The organism is Pseudoalteromonas ulvae UL12, assembly GCF_014925405.1.
GTDB classification, from domain to species: Bacteria; Pseudomonadota; Gammaproteobacteria; order Enterobacterales; family Alteromonadaceae; genus Pseudoalteromonas; species Pseudoalteromonas ulvae.
Genome location: NZ_AQHJ01000034.1, coordinates 109,192 through 130,514 on the forward strand (window position 1 = coordinate 109,192; position 21,323 = coordinate 130,514).

Annotated in this window: 20 protein-coding genes; 8 read left to right on the forward strand and 12 right to left on the reverse strand. The window is 41.6% G+C overall.

Annotated features, from left to right (window positions below; translation table 11 throughout):
• Positions 1–14: 14 nt before the first annotated feature.
• Positions 15–1,805: a choice-of-anchor I family protein gene (locus tag PULV_RS17185; RefSeq protein ID WP_193332338.1), complete on the forward strand. Its 1,791-nt coding sequence runs from the start codon at positions 15–17 to the stop codon at positions 1,803–1,805.
• A 338-nt stretch (positions 1,806–2,143) separates the two neighbouring features.
• On the opposite strand, the gene PULV_RS17190 is transcribed toward PULV_RS17185, so the two are convergent.
• Positions 2,144–3,748: a response regulator gene (locus tag PULV_RS17190; RefSeq protein WP_193332339.1), complete on the reverse strand. Its 1,605-nt coding sequence runs from the start codon at positions 3,746–3,748 to the stop codon at positions 2,144–2,146.
• Between the two features lie 224 nt (positions 3,749–3,972).
• Between PULV_RS17190 and PULV_RS17195 the strand changes: the two genes are divergently transcribed.
• The 4 genes from PULV_RS17195 (at position 3,973) to PULV_RS17210 (ending at position 8,357) form a co-directional block, all read left to right on the forward strand.
• Complete coding sequence (locus PULV_RS17195) at positions 3,973–4,923, forward strand: porin (RefSeq protein WP_086744349.1); 951 nt, start codon at positions 3,973–3,975, stop codon at positions 4,921–4,923.
• 252 nt (positions 4,924–5,175) lie between these two features.
• Positions 5,176–5,865: a phosphate regulon transcriptional regulator PhoB gene (gene phoB, locus PULV_RS17200; RefSeq protein ID WP_086744350.1), complete on the forward strand. Its 690-nt coding sequence runs from the start codon at positions 5,176–5,178 to the stop codon at positions 5,863–5,865.
• Positions 5,866–5,959: 94 nt separating this feature from the next.
• Positions 5,960–7,276: a phosphate regulon sensor histidine kinase PhoR gene (phoR, locus tag PULV_RS17205; RefSeq protein ID WP_193332340.1), complete on the forward strand. Its 1,317-nt coding sequence runs from the start codon at positions 5,960–5,962 to the stop codon at positions 7,274–7,276.
• A gap of 112 nt (positions 7,277–7,388) precedes the next feature.
• Entirely contained in the window at positions 7,389–8,357 is a 969-nt protein-coding gene (locus PULV_RS17210) for a PstS family phosphate ABC transporter substrate-binding protein (RefSeq protein ID WP_086744352.1), read from the forward strand.
• A 141-nt stretch (positions 8,358–8,498) separates the two neighbouring features.
• On the opposite strand, the gene PULV_RS17215 is transcribed toward PULV_RS17210, so the two are convergent.
• The 8 genes from PULV_RS17215 to sfsA all read right to left on the reverse strand — a co-directional run bounded on the left by PULV_RS17215 (position 8,499) and on the right by sfsA (position 14,697).
• A complete protein-coding gene (locus tag PULV_RS17215; RefSeq protein WP_086744353.1) occupies positions 8,499–8,741 on the reverse strand; it encodes a hypothetical protein in 243 nt (80 codons plus the stop codon).
• Between the two features lie 15 nt (positions 8,742–8,756).
• Positions 8,757–9,608, reverse strand: coding sequence for a pantoate--beta-alanine ligase (gene panC, locus PULV_RS17220; RefSeq protein WP_086744354.1), 852 nt, complete (start codon positions 9,606–9,608; stop codon positions 8,757–8,759).
• On the reverse strand, positions 9,608–10,402 hold the full coding sequence (gene panB / locus PULV_RS17225; protein ID WP_086744355.1) for a 3-methyl-2-oxobutanoate hydroxymethyltransferase: 795 nt from the start codon (positions 10,400–10,402) through the stop codon (positions 9,608–9,610). The genes panC and panB overlap by 1 nt, the downstream gene beginning before the upstream one ends.
• A 37-nt stretch (positions 10,403–10,439) precedes the next feature.
• On the reverse strand, positions 10,440–10,925 hold the full coding sequence (folK, locus tag PULV_RS17230; RefSeq protein ID WP_086744356.1) for a 2-amino-4-hydroxy-6-hydroxymethyldihydropteridine diphosphokinase: 486 nt from the start codon (positions 10,923–10,925) through the stop codon (positions 10,440–10,442).
• A gap of 2 nt (positions 10,926–10,927) precedes the next feature.
• Positions 10,928–12,301, reverse strand: a complete 1,374-nt coding sequence (pcnB, locus tag PULV_RS17235) for a polynucleotide adenylyltransferase PcnB (RefSeq protein ID WP_086744357.1) — start codon at positions 12,299–12,301, stop codon at positions 10,928–10,930.
• Positions 12,302–12,496: 195 nt separating this feature from the next.
• Positions 12,497–13,399 (reverse strand): tRNA glutamyl-Q(34) synthetase GluQRS, encoded by a 903-nt coding sequence (gene gluQRS, locus PULV_RS17240; RefSeq protein WP_086744358.1) that lies wholly within the window; start codon positions 13,397–13,399, stop codon positions 12,497–12,499.
• 11 nt (positions 13,400–13,410) lie between these two features.
• Positions 13,411–13,854 carry an RNA polymerase-binding protein DksA gene (dksA, locus tag PULV_RS17245; RefSeq protein WP_086744359.1) on the reverse strand — a complete coding sequence of 148 codons (444 nt, stop codon included), beginning with the start codon at positions 13,852–13,854 and terminating at the stop codon, positions 13,411–13,413.
• Positions 13,855–13,986: 132 nt separating this feature from the next.
• Positions 13,987–14,697: a DNA/RNA nuclease SfsA gene (gene sfsA / locus PULV_RS17250; RefSeq protein ID WP_086744360.1), complete on the reverse strand. Its 711-nt coding sequence runs from the start codon at positions 14,695–14,697 to the stop codon at positions 13,987–13,989.
• Between the two features lie 91 nt (positions 14,698–14,788).
• Here sfsA and pepB point away from each other — a divergent pair, with 91 nt between their 5' ends.
• On the forward strand, positions 14,789–16,084 hold the full coding sequence (gene pepB / locus PULV_RS17255; RefSeq protein ID WP_086744361.1) for an aminopeptidase PepB: 1,296 nt from the start codon (positions 14,789–14,791) through the stop codon (positions 16,082–16,084).
• Between the two features lie 235 nt (positions 16,085–16,319).
• On the forward strand, positions 16,320–16,883 hold the full coding sequence (locus PULV_RS17260) for a phosphoribosyltransferase (protein ID WP_086744362.1): 564 nt from the start codon (positions 16,320–16,322) through the stop codon (positions 16,881–16,883).
• Between the two features lie 82 nt (positions 16,884–16,965).
• Here PULV_RS17260 and PULV_RS17265 read toward each other — a convergent pair whose 3' ends face one another.
• Complete coding sequence (locus PULV_RS17265) at positions 16,966–17,622, reverse strand: Crp/Fnr family transcriptional regulator (protein ID WP_086744363.1); 657 nt, start codon at positions 17,620–17,622, stop codon at positions 16,966–16,968.
• 268 nt (positions 17,623–17,890) lie between these two features.
• Here PULV_RS17265 and PULV_RS17270 point away from each other — a divergent pair, with 268 nt between their 5' ends.
• The gene (locus PULV_RS17270) at positions 17,891–18,121 is read left to right on the forward strand and encodes a YgjV family protein (RefSeq protein WP_086744364.1); all 231 of its coding nucleotides are present in this window, start codon (positions 17,891–17,893) and stop codon (positions 18,119–18,121) included.
• Here PULV_RS17270 and ubiM read toward each other — a convergent pair.
• Both ubiM and PULV_RS17280 read right to left on the reverse strand, forming a co-directional pair.
• The gene (gene ubiM, locus PULV_RS17275) at positions 18,118–19,287 is read right to left on the reverse strand and encodes a 5-demethoxyubiquinol-8 5-hydroxylase UbiM (RefSeq protein WP_193332341.1); all 1,170 of its coding nucleotides are present in this window, start codon (positions 19,285–19,287) and stop codon (positions 18,118–18,120) included. The two genes, PULV_RS17270 and ubiM, sit on opposite strands and share 4 nt — an antisense overlap.
• Before the next feature lie 86 nt (positions 19,288–19,373).
• A complete protein-coding gene (locus tag PULV_RS17280; RefSeq protein ID WP_086744366.1) occupies positions 19,374–21,023 on the reverse strand; it encodes an amidohydrolase in 1,650 nt (549 codons plus the stop codon).
• Positions 21,024–21,323 lie beyond the last annotated feature (300 nt).

Genomic DNA, 21,323 nt, shown 5'->3' on the forward strand with positions numbered 1-21,323 from the left:
TCAGGATGTTAAAGATGTATAAAAAATCGGTTATTGCACTGGGGTTAGTCGTTGCTTTAAGTGGGTGTTCGCTCGATGGCGAAGATGGCAAAGCAGGTCCAGCAGGCGCAGTCGGTGAAACTGGGCAAGCTGGAGCTAATGGCCAAAATGGTCAGAATACTTCAGGTTTATTTGACATCCAGTTAATTGGCCGAGCGGTTTTAAACACTGAGTCTCCTGAAGGGGCTGCTGAAGTTGTGGCGTATCAAGCATCTAAGCAGTGGATTTATGCCATTAATAGCTCGGGTGATAAACCAAGTGTTGAAATAATTCCTGCTACGTCGTTTGATACTGCTGCCTTAGTCAAAAATAATGAAGGAGTGGTGACGGATACGAATTTATTGCCCGCAATCAGTATTGATTTAACTGCTCACACACCGGGTGATGCCAATAGTATTGCTATTTCAAATGATGACAAATGGCTTGCGGTCGCCATGGCCCGTGAAACAGGTGAAAAAGGCAGCATTGCTTTTTATGATATAAGTGGTGAGGCACCTGTGTTTGTTCAAAATGTTGTGGTTGGTTATTTACCAGACATGGTGACGTTTACACCAGATGGCAGTAAAGTCGTTGTTGCAAATGAAGGTGAACCTGCTGGTGATTATTCAGTGGATCCTGAAGGATCAGTATCCATTATTACGATGACAACAACGGGACCAGAGCAAATAGCCACAGATATTGGCTTAACGCAATTTAATACACAACAAGCGGCCTTAGAGCAACAAGGCGTCATGTTTGCAAATCCGACTGGTCGGACTATAAAAGGCCAATTGATTAATACGACAGTGGCGATGGATCTTGAGCCTGAGTACATCACGATCAGTTCTGATAGCAAGACTGCTTATGTCACAGTACAAGAAAATAACGCATTGCTCATTATTGATTTGCAAGATAACAGCGTTAAATTACAAGGATTAGGTTTTAAAGACTGGTCTAATTTAAGTTTTGATGCCTCCGATAAAGATGGTGGCGTGAATTTCAAGCAATATCCAGGTTTATTTGGCATGTATCAGCCCGATACGATTACTAATTTTACTTGGCAAGGTGCTGAGTTTTTGGTGACCGCCAATGAGGGGGACGGGCGAGAATACTTTTTTGATGCGGCAGATGAAGTAAGTTGTTTGGCCGCAGGTGGGCTAGATTTTGATTCGGATGATGGTTGTTTATCGTATGTTGATGAATCTCGTGTCAAAGATTTGAACCTAGCTGATAACTTTTCTTATCTAAATAATGATAATGACGATATTGGTCGCTTGAAAGTCACCACAGTAAAAGGTGATGCGGATCAAGATGGTCGCTACGAAGCACTTTATACCTATGGGGCGCGATCATTTACTATTTGGGATAGCAACGGTTTGGTCGTATTTGACTCGGGGGATCAAGTTGATCGGATTACCGCATCAATACATGGTGCGGCATTTAATAATGATGAAGATACCAATGAAGGTGATACCCGCTCAGATGCAAAAGGGGCGGAGCCTGAAGCATTGGCTGTGGGTAAAGTAGGCGAGCGGACGCTTGCATTTATTGGCCTTGAACGAATGGGTGGCGTGCTCGTTTACGATGTGACTAATCCATATAACACGCAGTTTGTTGATTATTTTATTAATCGAGGTTTAGTTGAAGGTGCTGATATTTCTGGAGATTTGGCGCCTGAAGGCATGAAGTTTATTCGTGCTGAGCACAGTGCTACAGGTGAGGCTTTATTGGTTATCGGTAACGAATTATCGGGTTCAGTGGCTGTTTGGCAAATAGCGCAAAAGTAACGATGCACGTGATTAAAAGCGAAAACTTAGTTTTCGCTTTTTTTTTGGATCATATTTTTATCAAGCGTTCAGATCGAGGATCAATATTTTATCAACCGGGATCAGATCTTAACTAACTAAGATCGGAATGTGGCCAGTAAAGATCGTATTTATACTAAGTGTGATCAGTAAAAAGGGTTGAAAAAAGCAGCGTAATGAGTTGCTTTTTTCTCTTTTTGAAAAATAGATGTATAAAAAATCATCATAAAGGAGAAAAAGGCGCTCTAATTAGTAAAATAGTGATCCCAGATATAGGCTGTTGATCGTTACTTGGTAAAAGAGTGATCTCATCGTATTGATCATGATGCTAGCTGTGCGAGACGTTGTTGCTGCGCTTGAGTCATCGTCAGTGATTTTGCATCAAGTAAAAGTTGCGACTGTTGATAGCGCCAGTATTTACTTAATTTCAAACTTTGCATGGTGTTTAGTAAGTTCAGTAAATAAACTGGATTCGAGGGCGCTAAAAAGTGAGCTTTGGCGAAAAACGCCAATGCTAGATAACGCTGTGATTTGTCTTGTCGCTCAATGGCCCAAGTATTGAAATAACTCGCTTTGTGGTTTTCATCGATGCAGGCGCTGTCAAACAGCTTTAGAATAAAATAATCAAACGCTAAACTTTGTGCACTGCTATCCATCATGCCATGTAACTGTATTTTATCTCTCACTAATTCAACGGCTATATCGGTTCGCTTTAACTCAACCGCACATGCTAAACATATCAGCTGTTCAGAAGCATGACTGATCCGTTTACACAGCGCTTTAAGCTGTAAAGCATGTTTTTCTGACAGATCAGTTGATTGACTTGGATCATTTTCGAGTATTTGCAAATACAACCGTAAAAAGGGCAGGCAACTTTGGTTTATTTCATTGTTATTTAAAGTAAAAAGATTCTTAATTAGTACTTTAATTTGATAAGCTGTTTTGTCTGTCTTGAGGCGAGATTGTTTGGTGAACAGGCATTGTTCGAGCATGATCAGTCGGATCATACTCATTAAGATAAGCCCTAGATAATGCTGATTTACTAGTGTTGTTTTTAGCTTTTTTTCTAAATATTCAAGGGCATTTTCAATCCCCTGTGTTTCATAAATACAGACTGCTTTAAGCTCTGCTTCATGGGCACTTAAACTAAATTCAGGCAATTGATTGAGCGTCACTAAGCTTTGATAAAACTCGTTATAGTGTAAAAAATGCTTCACAGAAAATAAGGTCTGTTTTTTGGTCAGCAGATTCAACGATTGCATTTTAAGTAATGTCAACTTCAGCTTTTTTTCATCGCCGATCAGGCTGTAAATCGCTAGTTGCGCGCTGGCTTGTTGGCTGGCTTGCGTGATTGATTTTACACAATCTAAGGCATCACTAACATGGTTGAGTTTAAGGAAGTAAGCCGCTTTTATTAATTGTAACTCGTTGTTTTGAGCTGAGCTTAATCCGATAAATGTCGCATGAGATAAAATCGCAAGTTGTTGATCAGGCGAGGCATGTCGCAGCTGAGTAAACATGATTTTGAGCCGCTGAGAAGACTCGTTGTATTGGGTTAATAACGCCTTTAATTTTGGTTGGCTAACTGGTTTTTCAAGTACGTCAGTGCAGGTATATCGAAAAGCGAGATCCGATAACGCTCGCTCAGGTTGATCAGATAAAAACAGCACTCTGCAATGATCTGGGATCCCTTTGAGTGTGATCAAATAACGAATAAAGTCATTACCATTACTGTAGTGGTCAGTATCAAAATCCATCAATAACAGGTCAACCGATCCTGTTTTCAATTGGCTGATGACTTCTTTGACCGTTTTTGCTGTTTTCACTTTGGTACAGCCGAGTTTTTTTAGGAGTGTGACTAAATGAGTGCGGACGTTTAACTGTGATTCAAACAACAATACGTTGAGTTTTAATGCCGAGTGCATGATTGGTTTTTATTTTTATTTTCTTTGAGTTTACCTATTTATTTTATCGGATGAAAGTAGTTGTCATCGCTCTATACGTGTGAAGTTGCTTAATTTATTACATGAAATTCTGCCTTTAGCTTGATCTTGTTTGTTTTATGGTCGATTTTTAAATAAGACAAAAACAAGACTTCCATATCTTGACCAGATGTTTTTGGAAGTTGCTAGCGATTGAAGGTCATACTATGAAAAAAATGGTAAAAAGTGCAGTGTTACTGGGCTCAGCATTTCTTAGTTTAGCGACTGCTGCGCAAGATCTTAAAGTGTACGGTCGGGCTCATCTTGGCATTCAAAGTTCTGATTATGGTGATGGTCGTAAAACGGATATTGAATCTTATGCCTCACGATTTGGTGTGTTGGCTAATCATGAAATTAGCGATGAGCTTGAGGCTGTTTTTCGATTTGAATGGGATGTCAATGTTACAGAGCAAGACAATGATGGCTCTAACAAGGCCAACTTAACCTCTCGTGATCAATATATGGGGCTAAGAGGCAGTTGGGGCGAAGTGATGATTGGCCGCATGGATACCACCATGAAAAAGTCTGAAAACAAAGTCGATGTAATGAATGACTTTTCATCAGACATTAAATACCTATTTAACGGTGAGAACCGCTTAGGGGATTCGCTGCGTTACGAATCGCCTTTAATGGGTGAATTTAAAGTGATGTTTACTTATATAGCTAAAGAAAACAGCAAGCAAGATGATGAGGATGGCTTATCTGCTGCAATTACCTATGGCGATATAAAGCTTAAACGAACCAATGTGTATTTAGCACTCGCTCGAGATGAAGAAGTCGCTGGGTTTAACATCACCCGAGTAACGGGGCAGTGGCAAATCGGTGATTTAATGCTTGGTGGCATGTATCAAGATAGTGAACGAGAGTCTGATGGTAAAGACGGTGATGGTTATTTAATCAGCGCTGCGTACAAAATTAGTGAATATAAATTGTTAGCGCAATTTCAATCCAGTGATATGGATTTTGGTAAACTCAAAGATACCGGTGATGCGATGTCGCTTGGTGTTGAAAGAAAACTAAGTAAACAAGCAAGAATGTACCTTTTGTACAGCATGTTTGACTTGGATAATACAGAAGATCAAGATCATTTAGCGATGACACTTCGTTACGATTTTTAGTGAAAAGTGGCCTCTTAAAAAAAACAGCAAGACAACTTGCTGTTTTTTTTGTCTCTAAATTTAAATATTTATGATGTTTTAAGTTATATTTAATTATTATTTAAAGTATTTAAATCATTAGGTTAAATTAAATGTGACCTATTTATTTAGATTGTGTTTCACATTTACCCCCAAAAGACGCGTTTTTTCATAAAACTGTCATAATTAGTCATAATAATACTTGCAGTTTAAAACACTGAAGAGAGTTAAAGGATGTCACGTAGAATACTTGTCGTTGATGACGAAGCACCAATCCGCGAAATGCTGGTGTTTGTTTTAGAGCAAAATGGATTTCAAGCTATCGAAGCTGAAGATTATGACTCAGCTATCGCATCATTGATGGAACCTTATCCAGACATGATTTTACTCGATTGGATGCTACCTGGTGGCAGCGGTGTGCAAATCGCTAAAAAAATTAAACAAAGCGAATATACCCGTCATATTCCAATCATAATGTTAACCGCTCGCGGTGAAGAAGAAGATAAAGTCAAAGGGTTAGAAGTGGGTGCTGATGATTATGTCACTAAGCCATTCTCACCAAAAGAGCTGATGGCTCGAATCAAGGCTGTAATTCGCCGAGTTTCTCCAACCTCACTAGAAGAAGCCATTGAAGTTCATGGTTTACGCCTAGACCCAATTTCTCATCGTGTTACATCTGCTGGCAGCGAACTTGATATGGGGCCAACAGAGTTTCGTTTGTTACATTTCTTCATGACACACCCAGAGCGAGTTTACAGCCGTGAGCAATTACTCGATCATGTTTGGGGCACTAATGTCTATGTTGAAGACCGGACAGTGGATGTGCATATCCGTCGTCTTCGTAAGGCAATAGCGCCAATGGGTCACGATAAATTAGTCCAAACTGTTCGTGGTTCAGGCTATCGATTCTCGAGTAAAGTGTAATAAAGCTGTAAAAAATCGTCACTTCAGGTGCAGAACTTAGATTAGATAGTGTATCTTTAAGGTCTTGACGATACAGCATAAAAAGAGCCGATTTATGTATCGAGTTATTAATAAGCGCACTTTAACAAAGCGTTTATTCGTTTATTTTTTACCTCTTCTATTAATAGGAGTCCTAATAGGGGCTCCTTTTTTGCTCTTATTTCTTGGCGCAAGCTCTTTGATGTTCTGGCATTATCGCCAGTTATATCGCTTGAGTGATTGGTTAATTAATCAGCGTAGCTTCAATCCGCCTGAAGGAGAGGGCACTTGGGAGCAAATTTTTGAAGGGATCTACCGTCTACAGCACCGTAACCGAAATAAACGCAACGAATTAGCAGAGCTTATTCGACGTTTTCGTGAAGGAGCTGAAGCGGTGCCAGACGCGGTCATTGTGTTACAACGTGATATGAGTATTGTCTGGTGTAACCAATTAGCGCTGCGTGTTTTAGGGTTAAAGTGGCCTGCAGATCATGGTCAACGTCTTGATAACTTAATTCGCCATCCACAATTTTCACAATATATGACAGCAAAAAGTTTTGCTGAGCCATTGGAGCTTCACTCACCAATGGGGATTGAGCAAATTTTAGAGTTTCGAGTCATGCCTTATGCGGATGCGCAGTTGATGATGGTTGTTCGAGACGTGACTCGTCTTAAGCAACTTGAGCAAATGCGAAAAGACTTTGTCGCGAATGTGTCCCATGAATTAAGAACGCCACTTACGGTTGTCGCAGGTTATCTGGAAATGATGGATTCTGATGATTTGCCGCCAGCGCGGGTGTGGGAAAAAGCACACGGTACTATGCTCGATCAATGTAAGCGCATGGATAGTTTAGTCAATCAGCTGTTAGCTTTATCACGTATTGAAGGTTTACGCCGACCAGAACAAGACAAACCTGTTGATATCGCTAAACTTCTGAAGTTAATTTTAACTGAAGCACAGGCACTTAATAGAGAAAAACAGCATGTCATCACTCTAAGTGCTGACGAAAACCTCCAAATCTTAGGTGGCGAAGATGAATTAAGAAGCGCATTTTCTAATCTAGTCTTCAATGCCGTTCATTACACACCTGACCAAGGTGAAATAAATATCTGCTGGCAATTACAGGGTGATAAAGCGCTATTTAGTGTCACAGACAATGGTGATGGGATTGCTCCTGAGCATCTGCATCGTTTAACTGAGCGTTTTTATCGCGTAGATAAAGCACGCTCACGAAAAACCGGAGGATCGGGATTAGGACTTGCTATTACCAAGCATGTTTTATCCCGTCATGAAAGTGAATTGATGATCCGCTCTACAGTTGGGGAAGGATCGTGTTTTTCATTTTCATTTAATGCCAATCGTATTAAACAACGCGAATCGGTCTCTTTATGACAAATAGATTAACGCAGTCATTAAACTGTCATATTTAGGTCATGTTATTGTCACGTAAAGATCTGAAAATGATCCTAATTAAAGAAGATACATTCACCCTGGAGTTATCCGAATGAAATTTAAAAACTTAGCCGTTGCAACTGGTTTTGCTGTAACAACTTTTATCTCAGGCCAAGCGGCTGCTGTAGAACAGGCGATGCCAGAATATCAAAAAATTAGTGGTATTTCAGGTAACTTCTCATCAGTAGGTTCTGATACGCTTGCAAATATGATGACCTTTTGGGCTGAGGAATATAAACGCCAATACCCAAATGTGAACATTCAAATTCAAGCAGCCGGTTCATCAACTGCGCCACCAGCATTGACTGAAGGTACGGCTAACTTTGGCCCTATGAGCCGAAAAATGAAATCAAAAGAAGTTGAAGCATTTGAAAAACGCTTTGGTTATAAACCAACAGAAGTGCGTGTTGCGATTGATGCGTTAGCAGTTTTTGTTCATAAAGATAACCCAATCGAAGGTTTACGTATCGACGAAGTAGATGCGATTTTCTCTTCAACACGTAAATGTGGTGCAGAAAAAGACGTTACTCGTTGGAGTGATATTGGATTAACAGGTGATTGGGGCTCTAAAGATATTCAGCTTTATGGTCGTAACTCTGTATCAGGTACTTATGGTTACTTTAAGAAAAAAGCATTGTGTAAAGGTGACTTCCGTAACAATGTAAATGAGCAACCAGGTTCTGCATCAGTGGTACAGTCTATTTCTGCGTCAGTAAATGCTATCGGTTACTCTGGTATTGGTTATAAAACTTCTGGTGTGCGCACTGTGCCTTTATCTAAGAAAGGAGACAACTTTGTCGATGCAACCTTAGATAATGTAGCAAGTGGCAAATACCCACTATCACGTTTCTTATACGTGTATGTAAATAAACACCCGAATAAAGATTTATCACCTATCGAAGCTGAATTTTTGAAAATGGTTTTATCAAAAATGGGCCAAGAAATTGTAGAGAAAGACGGTTATGTACCGTTATCTGCAAAAATGGTTGAAAAAGAATTGATGAAACTTGGCTTAAAATAAGTTCGCCATTTTTCATTAAAAAGCCAATCTGACGAGATTGGCTTTTTTGTGTCTATTTTTTGGCTTTGATATGACTTGGTTTTGAGACATAAAAAAGCCCGCTAAATAGCGAGCTGAGTTATTGGCTGCAAGAGACACGTTTTATTGTGCTTGCTCTGCTTGGATTAGTGTTTCAGCTTGTTTTTTACATTGATTGTGACGCTCAGTGCATTTTATTTCACATACTGATTGTACTAACCCTTCACCTGCGCTTTTCATGTCACAATTTTGCTGGCATTGAAAAAGTTCCTGACCACAACGATTCACTTCTTGGTTGCTGCTTTGACAGCCAGATAGTACCAACGAGCTTAACGCAACGATGAAGCCTAGAGTTATTTTTTTCATAGTGGTCCCTGTTGTTTAATCCAAATTAATTTGTAAGTTATCGATTAACCTGACTGTACCAAGAAACGCAGCAGCAAGGATAATTAATTGTTTGTCGGTATCAACCGCGGGCTTAAGAGTTTTTTGGGCAACAATATTATAGTAATCAGGAACTAATCCAGCTGCGGTTAATTGTGATTTAGCTGTATTCGTTAATGCTGCAATATCGGTATCGCCATTTATGAGCGATTGCGCCGTGTCATTTAACACTTGGAACAAGACTTTTGCTGTCTCTTTTTGCTCATCAGACAAGTAACCATTACGCGAACTCATCGCCAAACCTGAGGGCTCTCGTTTTGTTGGCACCGCAATGATTTCTATGGGCATAGACAAGTCTTCAACCATAGTGCGGATCACTTGCAGCTGCTGAAAGTCTTTTTCACCGAAGCAGGCATAATCCGGTTGCACCAAATTAAACAGTTTTGCGACGACGGTGGCGACTCCTCGAAAGTGGCCCGGACGACTGCCACCACAATGACCTTCAGAGACACCTAATACTTCAATATAGCTTTGTTCATCTAACCCTTTTGGGTAGATAATATCAGGAGTGGGTGTAAATAAAATATCAATATCAAGCGCTTCAAGGCCTTGTTGATCTTGCTCTAAAGTGCGCGGATACTTATCCAGATCTTCTTTTGGGCCAAATTGCATTGGATTAACAAAAATGCTCACAACCACTTTATCGGCTACGGTTTTGGCTTTTTCAACCAGACTAAAATGCCCCTGGTGCAGGTTGCCCATCGTAGGCACAAACGCGACACTTAAACCGGCTTGTTTCCAGGCTTTGACTCGACTACGTAATGATTGAATTTGTGAAACTGTTTGCATTAATTAAACTCGTGCTCTGTGCTTGGGAAATCTCCCGAAGCAACGTCATCTATGTATTTTTTCACTGCGCCAGGCATGTTGCCTGCTTCGAGTAAAAAATTCTTGGAAAATTTAGGGATATAACCTGCGGATATTCCGACTAAGTCATGCATGACTAAAATTTGGCCATCAGTGAGCTTTCCTGCGCCAATGCCAATTGTGGGAATCGACACACTCTGTGTGATGCGTGCTGCTAATGCAGAAGGAATGCATTCGAGAACCAGTAATTGTGCGCCAGCACGTTCTAAGGCTTGTGCATCTTTGATCATTTTTTCTGCTTGCTCGTTTTCACGGCCTTGGATTTTAAATCCTCCAAATACATGAACCGACTGCGGTGTTAAACCTAGATGCCCACAAACAGGGATCCCTTGTTGGGTCAAAGCATGAATGCTGTTATAGAGCCATTCACCGCCTTCTAGTTTGACCATATTGGCACCGGCTCGCATTAACTCTGCAGCATGTTTACAGGTATCAGCGACATTGGAATAGGTCATAAAGGGCATATCAGCAATAACAAACGTATCCGGCGCGCCAGCTCGAACACAACGAGTATGATACGCGATGTCTTGATTGGTGACGGCCAAAGTATCCGATCCACCTTGCAATACCATACCGAGTGAGTCGCCAACTAATAATACATGAACACCATTATCTTGAAATAACTGCGAAAAGCTGGCGTCATAGGCCGTAAGCGCGGCAATTTTTTGGCCTTCATCTTTCATTTTTTTTAAGGTAGAAACTGTAATCTTTGCCATAAGGTCCTCAGATGATGTGCTGGCACATCGGATTGTTTTATCGTTGGATTGCGGTTAAGCCATTGAGCGGCACGTTTGCGAGTAATGTATTGATTGATTGACCATTGGGTAATTGCAAATCTGGTGCGATCTCATACAAAGGGTAAAGCACAAATTCACGTAAGTGTAGGCCATAATGGGGAACTGTTAATCGTTCACTTTCAAGTTCAAGGGAATCATACAATAAAATATCAATATCTAATGTTCGCGGTCCCCAGCGCTCGTCTTTGCGTACTCTGCCACAGGCCAGTTCAATTGCTTGAGTTTTATCGAGCAAGGCTAAAGGGGATAAATCAGTGTTAATTTTTGCCACGGCATTCACATAATCAGGTTGATCTTGTGGGCCCATCGGTTTACTGCTGTAGAACGAAGACACGGCAATGTGTTCACTCGAGACTAATTGAGTCAGTGCAGCAACTGCATTATTGAGTTGCTGCACTGGTTGGTTCAAGTTCGCTCCTAAACCTAAATAAACAATCGCCATGGTTAGCTATCCGATGATTGTGATGGTTTTTTATTTGGATAACGACGGCGAGGCTTACGACGACGAGTTGCAGGCTTGTCGTTGGGGAGCTCTTTGACCATCTGTTTTTGCCCGACATTTTCTTTCTTTTGGTATTCTGTCCACCAAGTTGCTAATTCTTGTAATGGTTCAGGTGTCACTTGTGCACGCAGTAGCAAGAAATCATAGGCAGCTCTAAAACGAGGTTGCTGAGCAAGTCGATATGCACGCTGACCGCCTCGTTTTGGTAATCGTAACTGAATTTGCCAAATTTCACGGGCACCTAGCGTAAAGCGTTTAGGGACTGCGATTTGTTGTGAGTTGATGGCCACAACTTCATTGCCTGCTTGTGTATATGCTTCGTATTCATCTAAGCGGTTTTCTTGCATTAATTGCTCAGCTCGTTGTACCAGCGGGTACCAAAGCAACGCCGCAAATACAAATGCAGGAGTGACTTTTTTATCGGCATTAATACGTAAATCAGTGTTGATGAACATTTGTCTGATAAATTTGAGTTCTTCACCTGTGGTGGATTGCTCAAAAATTAAATCTAGCGCAGGGAAAAGCTCTTTAAACAAGCCATACTGTCGCAATGCCAAAAAGTTCGCTTCAGCTTTGCCATTTAAAAACAGTTTCAATACTTCTTCAAAGAGTCGAGCCGCAGGAATGTTCGCTAACAAATCCGCAAGTTCATAAATTGGAGCTTCTGTTTCTGGTGCAATTTGCATATCGAGCTTGGTCGCAAAACGAATCGCACGTAACATCCGAACCGGATCTTCTCGGTAACGGGTTTCTGGGTGACCAATTAACTCGATACGGCGGTTTTTGATTGCATCCATGCCATTGGCATAATCATGGATACTAAAATCATTGATTGAGTAATAAAGTGCGTTAATAGAAAAATCGCGACGTTCAGCATCTTCATCTATGGTGCCATATACGTTATCACGCAGTAATTGCCCTTCAGTGCTTGATTGGCTGATCGGGTTTTTACTTTCGTTTCCTTCATGATGACCACGCATCGTGGCCACTTCGATAATTTCTCGGCCAAAAACAATGTGTGCTAAACGAAAGCGGCGACCAATTAGGCGGCAATTTCTAAATAAGCGTTTTACTTGCTCAGGAGTGGCGTTGGTCACGACATCAAAGTCTTTGGGTTCAACTCCGAGCAATACATCGCGGATACACCCTCCGACCAAGTATGCGTCATAGCCACCATCTTTAAGGCGATACAGAACCTTAATCGCATTTGGGCTAAAGTTTTTACGTGATACGTTATGTTCAGAGCGACCAATAATGAGCGGTAAGCTGTTGTTGTTATTTTTTTTCACTGTGTTCACGCTTTTTTTACCGGTCATTTTTCGACAAAAGTTAATTAGTTTGGAAATAATAACGTGTCTCCTAAGCTGTATCTTGGTACGTATTCCAATTTAGGCGGCTATGATATACCAGCAGCGGCAAAAACTTAAGAGTTCTGCTTCGCTAACTGCACATTTTCAGTGGATATTCATAGTTAGTATCTGATTAAGGCTGTTTTAACAATTTATAGGGTTTTATTGGCAAGCCAAAAGAATTTCGGTTTGCTTGGGAATATCATCAATGTGCCAGTGTGCGATAGCCCATGAGAGGATGGTTTCAGGGGAGCTCGAATGCAGTTCCTTGGGTAGTTGTAAGCCTAAAAATGCTAAAGCAGCGACCAGAGCAGGGCTTGGATTTTGATTATCAACGGCAGGGGCATGGTTTTGTTTTGAAAGTTTAAATCCAGGCTCAGTAACAGCTAAAGGTAAGTGTGCAAACTGAGGAACGGGCTGATTTAACAATTGATACAGACTAATTTGCCTGACGGTCGGCTCGAGTAAATCCGCGCCCCGAACAATATCTGTGATGCCTTGGTCAATGTCGTCTAAGACCACGACGAGCTGATAGGCAAATAAGCCATCGCGACGTTTGACAATAAAGTCTTCGTTGGCAAAATCACTGCTGACATGAATCGGGCCTTGAATACGATCGATAAAGTCAGTGACTGGGTGCTGTTGTTTGAGTCTAAGTGCATTGGTTTTGAGATCTAAAGACAGGTCTCGGCACTGATTTGAATAAACCCCACCGGATGCTTTTATTTGTTTGCGCGTGCATTGGCAGGCATAAATGGCATGTTGTTGATGTAATTGTATGAGAGTGTGTTGGTAAAGCTCATGGCGCTGGCTTTGATATACGACAGTTTCATCCCAATGCAAAGCAAAGGCATCTAAAGTCCGTAATATAGAGTCAGAGGCGCCAGGGACAACGCGGGGTGAATCGATATCTTCGATTCGTAATAGCCATTTGCCTTGGTGGGCTTTGGCGTCTAGGTAGCTGCCAAGTGCAGCAATCAGCGAACCAAAATGGAGGGGACCTGAAGGTGAAGGGGCAAATCGTCCTCGATACACCCCCACTTCAGAATCAAAAGCTGGAACCATAATGCAGTGTATTAACCGCGGCCTGCTTGTTTTTCTTTGATTTCAGACAGCGTTTTACAATCGACACATTGATCGGCTGTTGGGCGCGCTTCTAAACGGCGAATGCCAATTTCAATGCCGCAAGACTCACAATAACCGAAATCATCATTCTTGATTAATTGTATGGTCTTTTCAATTTTCTTGATCAGCTTACGTTCACGATCACGTGTACGTAGTTCAAGTGAAAACTCTTCTTCCTGTGCAGCACGGTCGACTGGATCTGGGAAGTTAGCAGCTTCATCTTGCATATGTGTCTTCGTACGGTCAACTTCTTGACGTAACTGGTTGCGCCATGCTTCTAGGATTTTCTTAAAGTGAGCAAGTTGCGCTTCATTCATGTATTCTTCGTTTGGCTTTTCTTGGTACGGCTCAACACCCGCCTCTGCCAGTAACCCTAATCTTTTTTGCTCCGGCATAACTCTCTCCTAATCCTTACTTTCAATCCCGGTCAAAGTCGGCGGGTATAAATACCAGAATCTTATACCCTAGGCAAACAATTTATAATTTAATTCGTTTGTGTTGTTTGCTTACCCACTACTGTGGTTGTACTAAATGACATTAAATGGCAGCGCTTTATTTAGTATGATTGCATCACTGCTTAATTGAGTGTTGTAACACAAAACCTCGACCCCTGCAGCAAGGGCTTGCTTTATTCCTTCATTATATTTGTGATCTATATGTGCAGCTGGTGATAAATGGGTGATGCCTTGATGTTGTACTAAAAAGAATAACACTGCGCGATGCCCCTGTTTTTTCATTTCTATCAATTCGCGAATATGTTTAAGTCCGCGCGCTGAGATAGTGTCTGGGAAATACCCTTGGCCATTATCAGCTAATAACGTGACAGATTTAATTTCGACATAACATAAAGTGCCATCACTGTTACTGAGCAAGATATCAATGCGGCTATTCTCATGGCCGTATTTTACTTCAGCTTGAATGGTCTGGTAATTGTTCAGCTCTGAAACTCTGCGTTCATTAATTGCTTCGTAGACGATTTTGTTCGCAAGCGCCGTATTCACACAGATTAAGTGTCCGAGTGAATTTTGCGTGAGTTCTAAACTATGTGGGTATTTACGTTTAGGGTTATCGCTGGTGGAATAAAAGGCTGTAAACCCTTCATCGGCACAACCTGTCATGGCTCCTGTGTTGGCGCAATGAATCGTTGTCAGTTCGTGATTGGGTAACTCAATATCCACTAAGAAGCGTTTATAGCGTTTGATTAAGCGGGCTTGCTGCAACGGTGCACTAAATTTCATAGCTGGATTGGGCCTTTTTATCTCAATTAGTTGGGTCTATGACGGGGCTATAGTAGACTCAAGGCAACATAAAAACGCAAGAGAAAAGCACATGTCGAATCAATTTATCGTTCGTTTAAGTGAAGACGCAGCACAAAGCCATTGGGGTCAAGGTGCGCCACTTTCATTTGATCAACAAGGCGCAATTATTCATTTGAGCCAAGAAGAAACACTGAAAAATATCCAAAAAGCCGGCCGAGCTATTTCAGCTCAAGGGATTAAAGCGGTGCAATTAGCAGGTGACACTTGGTGCACTGAAAGCCAATGGGCTTTTTATCAAGGTTATGTGAACCCAAAACAGCTTGATGGCGTGACATTTGTTGAAAATGCGCAATCTGATTTATCTGAGCTTGCTCGTCTGCAACAAGCTGCGACCTGGGCGCGTTCAATGATTAACGGTACTGCGGATGATATTTACCCAGAATCGTTAGCAGAAAAAGCCGCTGAGTTTATTCAGTCACTTGCTCCTGAGCACGTGAGTTATCAAATTATTAAAGGTGATGCTTTATTAGAGCATCAATGGGTTGGGATCCATGCAGTAGGTCGTGGCAGCGATCGCAAGCCTGTTTTACTCGAGCTTGATTACAACCCAACAGGTGATGCGAATGCGCCTGTATCTGCAGCACTTGTCGGTAAAGGGATTACATTTGATTCAGGTGGTTACTCAATTAAACCATCTGAAGGCATGCTAGGTATGAAATGTGATATGGGTGGTGCAGCCACTGTCACTGCGGGTTTAGCGCTAGCTATTAGTCGTGGTATCGAAAAGCGCATCAAGCTGTTTTTATGTTGTGCTGAGAACTTGATTTCAGGTGGTGCTTACAAGTTGGGCGATATTTTAACGTATAAAAATGGCACGACCGTTGAAATCGTCAATACCGATGCAGAAGGACGTTTAGTATTAGCTGATGGTTTGATGGCTGCTGGCGAAACTGGCGCACCATTAATCATTGATGCTGCGACGCTAACCGGTGCGGCGTTAATGGCTGTTGGCACACAATACAATGCACTTTTTGCTTTAGATAAGGACTTATCTCAAGAAGTCGAAGGGTTTGCAGCCGATGAATTTGAAGCTGCGTGGCCTTTACCGCTTGAAAAGTGGCATCAACAACAGTGTCCGTCGCCTTATGCGGATACAGCCAATAGCCGAGCACAAAAAGGCGGTGGATTTGGTGGTGCATCAAATGCGGCTGGTTTCTTATCACGCTTTGTACCAAACGATGGGCAAGGTTGGGTACACATTGATTTAGCTGCATGTTTCCAAAACAACGCAGGGTCGCAATGGGCTGCAGGTGCCACGACTATGGGGATGCGTACCGTAGCCAGAACATTGCTTGAAAAAGCATAAGTTCGCGTTTAAGAAAAAAGCCCACTGATGTGTTCTGAAGTGACCCCTAATAGTTGGACAAACTATTAGGGGTCTTTTTATAACAAAACAGTCTGAAAAACATGATTGTTAGTATTTTTACACTAATTACTGCTTAACTTGCTAAATCGATGAGCAAAGTCCACGCTTTTACGTTAAGATCCGCGACCAATTTTTAAACCCGTATGATAATTGTTCTGAACAATGGGGAGTACACATGTCAGATAAACGTTATATCACCGCTCAGCAACTGCTTGAAGATTCGTTTCGCGTTGCAGCGCAAGTATATGAAGATGGATTTCGTCCAGATTTCATCATCGGAATTTGGCGTGGTGGTGCTCCAATCGGTATTGCCGTCCAAGAGTATTATGATTTTAAAGGGGTAGAAACCGATCATATTGCGGTGCGCACCTCTTCTTACTACGGTATTAACAAGCAATCGAAAGATATTAAAGTACATGGTTTGCATTACATTATTGAGAATGCCAATGCCAATAACTCATTATTAATCGTGGATGATGTCTTTGATTCAGGGCGCAGTATTTTTGCATTAAAAGAAAAACTTACCGAATTAATGCGTTTAAACATGCCAGCAGATGTGCGTGTTGCTTGTCCATACTACAAGCCTAAAAATAAAAAGGTCGACATGGTGCCAGATTATTTCATCCATGAATCGGATGAATGGTTAGTGTTTCCTCACGAATTATCGGGTTTAACACCTGATGAAATCATTGCAGGAAAAACAGACTTAGTGAACATTCAGGACTTACTGATCAAGTAACACCTGTTAGTAATCAATCCGTATAAAAAAGCCTCTCTAGAGGCTTTTTTATACGGATTGATTTTTCAATCGCAATATATCGTTAGCGTTGTAAAAAGTGCTCGATAAAATCTTCAAGCGCTTCTTCATTAACGGGTTTTAAGCCATCGTCTGTTCGAACGACCAACCCTTTTTCGACTAACTCACTGACTACGCGGCGATATGCACGTTCTGTTGTGGCAAAGCGCTCGGCTTCAGCATTGACGGTTTGATAAGGGCGCAGGGTGGTGGGGCCACTATGTTGCGCGCGAGTTAAGCAATCTTTAGCAATGTTATAACTTAAAGGTAACAGTAACTTATCTAAGTTGACCTGTTGGTTTTCGGCAAATTTTGCTGCAATGCTTTGTGCAGTGTAAAGGCTTAATTCTGGTTGGCTTAAAAGCAATTCACGCCAATGTTTGAGTTCAATTAAGTTGTAGCACACATCACTTTTTGAAGTCACTGTATAAATGCAGGGTTTATTATTCAGAGCCTCGATTTCACCAATCAAGGTGTTGTTACAATCTAATTGGCCAAGTAGCAGTCGTCGTCCATTGCCCACATCGTAGCTAAATGACACCGTTCCTGAGCGCACTAATAGCAATTTGGTAAAAGGCTGACCTTGATGTAATAAGGCTTTTTCTTTCTCTTGATTAAAGCTGTTACCAGCAAATGACAGTAGTTGCTCGACCAAATTCGAGGAAAAATGATATTGAAACATAGCGTCAGCAGCTCTCTTACTCAGGGTTAGGACAATTGTCCTTCAATTCAAAACCGACAAACCTTACCATCTTTGGCAATTTACACCAATCCACAATACAAAGAAAAAGCCTTTATTCTATATTTAAGACAACCAGAGGTTGTTTTAATGAAGAGTTATCCCGTGACTGGACTCCCCGCATACAAAGGCAAAGAATTCAGTGGGCTATTTAGTGGATTGGTCTTTTTATTCATGTTCAATCAGAACATTCATCAATAAGGGTACGAGAATGAGTTGGGAATATTTAGGTTACTTTGCTTCTGTATTACTTGTTGCTTCATTGATGATGAGCAATGTCACTAAGCTGCGCTGGTTAAACTTAGCTGGGTGCATTGCGTTTACTGTTTATGGTATCGCGATTACTGCGTGGCCTGTGGCCATTACTAACGGCCTATTATCGTTAGTCAATTTGTATCACTTATTTAAATTGCATCGCTACGAAAGTGAACAGCAAAGCTAAAAGACCCTTGTTTTTTGCGCCAACTTAGCCGTGATTGCCTTGCGAATGGGTGGACAATGCCTTGATACATTGAGCACCCAGTTTCTAATTAGCTTGGCGGGGGGCGAATCATTCGTAAATAAATGCACTAGGCCGTTGGTGCCATAGTACATTATTTTGACTTCTCGCTGGTGGTATCTTTCATACTCATTCAATACCGTTGTTGACCAATAGGGCTGGCCACTTTGCTCAGCCTTACACAAGCATTGTGCGAGTTTATGCGCGCCCTTCAATCCTAAATTAAACCCATGAGCTGTCACCGGATGCATCCCAACAGCAGCATCACCGATGAGTGCTACATGCTCTTTGCTAAATTGCTTTGCAAGGACGCCAACTAATGGGTAACTAAAACGCTGGGAACATAAAGCCATTTTCCCTAGTTGATGGCCAAATGCTGTCATCACAAATTGCGCATAGGCGTGTTCATCAAGCGCAATCAATTGTTGGGCTTGATCGCTATCAGCAGTAATGACCACAGAGCTTTCATGTTCAGATAAAGGCAACACCGCAAGGGTAAAGCCGTATAAAAAGCATTCGTAGGCTATTTTTTGATGGGTTAGATCATGGCTCATTCTGGCGACAATTGCTGTTCGTGCAAAATCTGTCACCTGACTTGCAATACCAAGTTGGCGCCGTGTGTTTGAAAACCGCGAATCAGCAGCAATCAATAATGGCGTAGTGAGAGAGTGACCATTCGCTAATAACACCCGATAACCAGTCGCTACTTTCTCAACTTGAGAAATGCGCGTTTGCCACATGAACTGCACATTATCTTGCATGCATACACTGTGATAGAGCGTGGCACGTAAATCATGATTTGAGACTAAATAACCTAAAGCACTACCTGAGTGTTGCCAAAAGTCCAAACTTTTAACGCTCTGACCATTGAATACTTTTGCTTGTTCGATCGGGTAAATATGTTCAAGCTCATGCCAGAGGTTAAATTGTTGTAGCAGTGCTTTTGAATGATGGGTCAGCGCGATATCACGGCCATCATAGTCAGGATTAGCGCAGTGATTTTCATCAGCTTGTTCGATAATGGTAATCTGAAAAGGACTATCAGCAAGTGATTTAGCCAGAGCTAGAGCGCATGGGCCTGCGCCAATTATAATGAGGTCGTGAGTCATGAACAGATCCTTATGCTGTTAGAACTAGCATAAAGATCTGTTCAGGTGAGGTGTTGATTTATATCAACATCACTTTGCTTTAGCGATTAATTGATACTAAATTTTTGCTCGCCTGCTATCCATGTTTCGAGCACGTTTGTTTGATAAATTTTCGCTGCATCCACAGTGAAAATATCTTGATCAATTAAAATAAAGTCGGCCCACTTTCCTTGCTCAAGAGAGCCTATTTTAAATTCTTGATGTGCAGCGTAGGCCGCATCTAAGCTAAATGCTTTCAATGCATCTTTACGACTCAGAGCTTCAGACGGTCGCCACCCTTTATCAGGTTGTTGTGTATGATCCATCCGTGTAATTGCGGCATATAAGCCATGAAAAATATTGGCGAGTTCAACTGGAAAATCAGACCCAGCAGCCACTTTTGAGCCTTGATTTAAAAAGCTTTGCCATGCATACGCACCTTGTAATTGCAGAGAGTTTAAACGTTGCTCAGCCATGTGCATATCGGATGTGGCGTGAACAGGTTGCATTGAGGGAATGATCGACAACTGTTTAAATCGAGGAATATCATTTGGTTGAACTATTTGTGCATGCTCGATGCGGTTACGCAGTAATTTTCCGCCATGTTGTTTAAAGGCATTTTCATAGGCATCTAATACCGTGCGATTAGCCATATCACCAATTGCATGTGTATTGGCGCTAAAACCATGTTTAAAGCTGAGTGCAAAAAGAGCTTCGAGCTTGGCTTGGCTTTCGAGCATGAGACCTTTGTGGCCTTTACGGTCGGCGTATTCATCGACTAAGGCTGCACCTCGACTGCCTAATGCACCATCGGCGTATATTTTAACGCTACGAATAGATAAATAATCGCGCTGATTTTTATACACACCCGCTGCTAACATTGTCTCTAGTTTTGCATCAGTGGCACTTAACATAGCAAAAATACGCAGGGGTAATTGATTGCTGCTATCTCGCTGTTTGTATAATTGCCAAGTCGCAAAATCAATACCAGCATCATGAGTAGAAGTAATTCCAAGGCTCAACAAGTGTTGGCCTGCAGCATCAAGTGCAAGACCTAACTCTTCAGAAGATGGTGTGGGCACATGCAGGCGAATTAAGTTTTCTGCTTTATCAATAAAAATGCCACTAGGTGATTGATTGCTTAAGCGAAGGATTTCACCACCATCAGGGGCGAGTGTTTTTTGAGTGATCCCTGCTAGTTCCATCGCTTTGCTATTGACCCAAATAGCGTGACCGTCAACGCGAGAAAGCATCACCGGCCGATCGTTCACATATTTATCGAGATCGCTAGCCGTTGGAAACTGCCCGTCAGGCCAGAGCTCTTGATTCCAGCCACGACCAATTATCCAGCCTTTTTTATTTTTAGCATAGGCCGCGAGTCGCTCACCAACTTGTTGTTTTGAAGTTGTACCGCGCACATCAAGTTGCACTAAATTTTGCCCAAGGCCAATAATATGACCATGAGCATCAATGAGTCCTGGAAGCAGTACTTTTTGCTCGCCGTTGGTTTTTTTTGCTTTACTGTAGGTTTTAAGTAAGCCTTCATCACCAGTACGTACTACTTTGCCATCTTTAAACACTAAGGTGGAAAAGGTCTTCAACTCGCCTTGACGAGTGAGGGTGTAGCCTTTGACATTATGGATGAGTTCAAACTCTGCCAAAGCAGAAAAGCTGCAGCTCAGAAGCAAGCCCAAAGCGAGGAGTCGTTGTGTTGTCATAGTGATTCCATTTGTTATTTAACCTTAACAGTAACAATTTTTTTTCATTTAGTAACTATTGATTAGGCGCTTTTTACTGCTACATTTTATTTATATAAATAGGAGTAAGTTTACTTGTCTATCATTAACTTATCGCTTTTCAATAGCCCGGTTAGCTTATTCAGTGCCTCAGGTTCTTGGCATTCAAATAATGATGCTTTCGCTGCAAAAAGTGAGCTCATTATGAGTCAAGAGCGGATTTCACAGCAGTTAACTCTCGCCTTATAAAAACGAGAAAAGGAGCCATTTACCCAGCAAATT

What these genes read in the sequence shown, in the direction of transcription:
- PULV_RS17195 (WP_086744349.1), top strand. Translation starts at nt 3,973, where the DNA reads ATGAAAAAAATGGTAAAAAGTGCAGTGTTACTGGGCTCAGCATTTCTT.
- phoR (WP_193332340.1), top strand. Translation starts at nt 5,960, where the DNA reads ATGTATCGAGTTATTAATAAGCGCACTTTAACAAAGCGTTTATTCGTT.
- phoB (WP_086744350.1), top strand. Translation starts at nt 5,176, where the DNA reads ATGTCACGTAGAATACTTGTCGTTGATGACGAAGCACCAATCCGCGAA.
- pcnB (WP_086744357.1), bottom strand. Translation starts at nt 12,301, where the DNA reads ATGACCGGTAAAAAAAGCGTGAACACAGTGAAAAAAAATAACAACAAC.
- pepB (WP_086744361.1), top strand. Translation starts at nt 14,789, where the DNA reads ATGTCGAATCAATTTATCGTTCGTTTAAGTGAAGACGCAGCACAAAGC.
- PULV_RS17280 (WP_086744366.1), bottom strand. Translation starts at nt 21,023, where the DNA reads ATGACAACACAACGACTCCTCGCTTTGGGCTTGCTTCTGAGCTGCAGC.
- folK (WP_086744356.1), bottom strand. Translation starts at nt 10,925, where the DNA reads ATGGCGATTGTTTATTTAGGTTTAGGAGCGAACTTGAACCAACCAGTG.
- sfsA (WP_086744360.1), bottom strand. Translation starts at nt 14,697, where the DNA reads ATGAAATTTAGTGCACCGTTGCAGCAAGCCCGCTTAATCAAACGCTAT.
- PULV_RS17210 (WP_086744352.1), top strand. Translation starts at nt 7,389, where the DNA reads ATGAAATTTAAAAACTTAGCCGTTGCAACTGGTTTTGCTGTAACAACT.
- gluQRS (WP_086744358.1), bottom strand. Translation starts at nt 13,399, where the DNA reads ATGGTTCCAGCTTTTGATTCTGAAGTGGGGGTGTATCGAGGACGATTT.
- PULV_RS17260 (WP_086744362.1), top strand. Translation starts at nt 16,320, where the DNA reads ATGTCAGATAAACGTTATATCACCGCTCAGCAACTGCTTGAAGATTCG.
- panB (WP_086744355.1), bottom strand. Translation starts at nt 10,402, where the DNA reads ATGGCAAAGATTACAGTTTCTACCTTAAAAAAAATGAAAGATGAAGGC.
- ubiM (WP_193332341.1), bottom strand. Translation starts at nt 19,287, where the DNA reads ATGACTCACGACCTCATTATAATTGGCGCAGGCCCATGCGCTCTAGCT.
- panC (WP_086744354.1), bottom strand. Translation starts at nt 9,608, where the DNA reads ATGCAAACAGTTTCACAAATTCAATCATTACGTAGTCGAGTCAAAGCC.
- PULV_RS17215 (WP_086744353.1), bottom strand. Translation starts at nt 8,741, where the DNA reads ATGAAAAAAATAACTCTAGGCTTCATCGTTGCGTTAAGCTCGTTGGTA.
- PULV_RS17270 (WP_086744364.1), top strand. Translation starts at nt 17,891, where the DNA reads ATGAGTTGGGAATATTTAGGTTACTTTGCTTCTGTATTACTTGTTGCT.
- dksA (WP_086744359.1), bottom strand. Translation starts at nt 13,854, where the DNA reads ATGCCGGAGCAAAAAAGATTAGGGTTACTGGCAGAGGCGGGTGTTGAG.
- PULV_RS17185 (WP_193332338.1), top strand. Translation starts at nt 15, where the DNA reads ATGTATAAAAAATCGGTTATTGCACTGGGGTTAGTCGTTGCTTTAAGT.
- PULV_RS17190 (WP_193332339.1), bottom strand. Translation starts at nt 3,748, where the DNA reads ATGCACTCGGCATTAAAACTCAACGTATTGTTGTTTGAATCACAGTTA.
- PULV_RS17265 (WP_086744363.1), bottom strand. Translation starts at nt 17,622, where the DNA reads ATGTTTCAATATCATTTTTCCTCGAATTTGGTCGAGCAACTACTGTCA.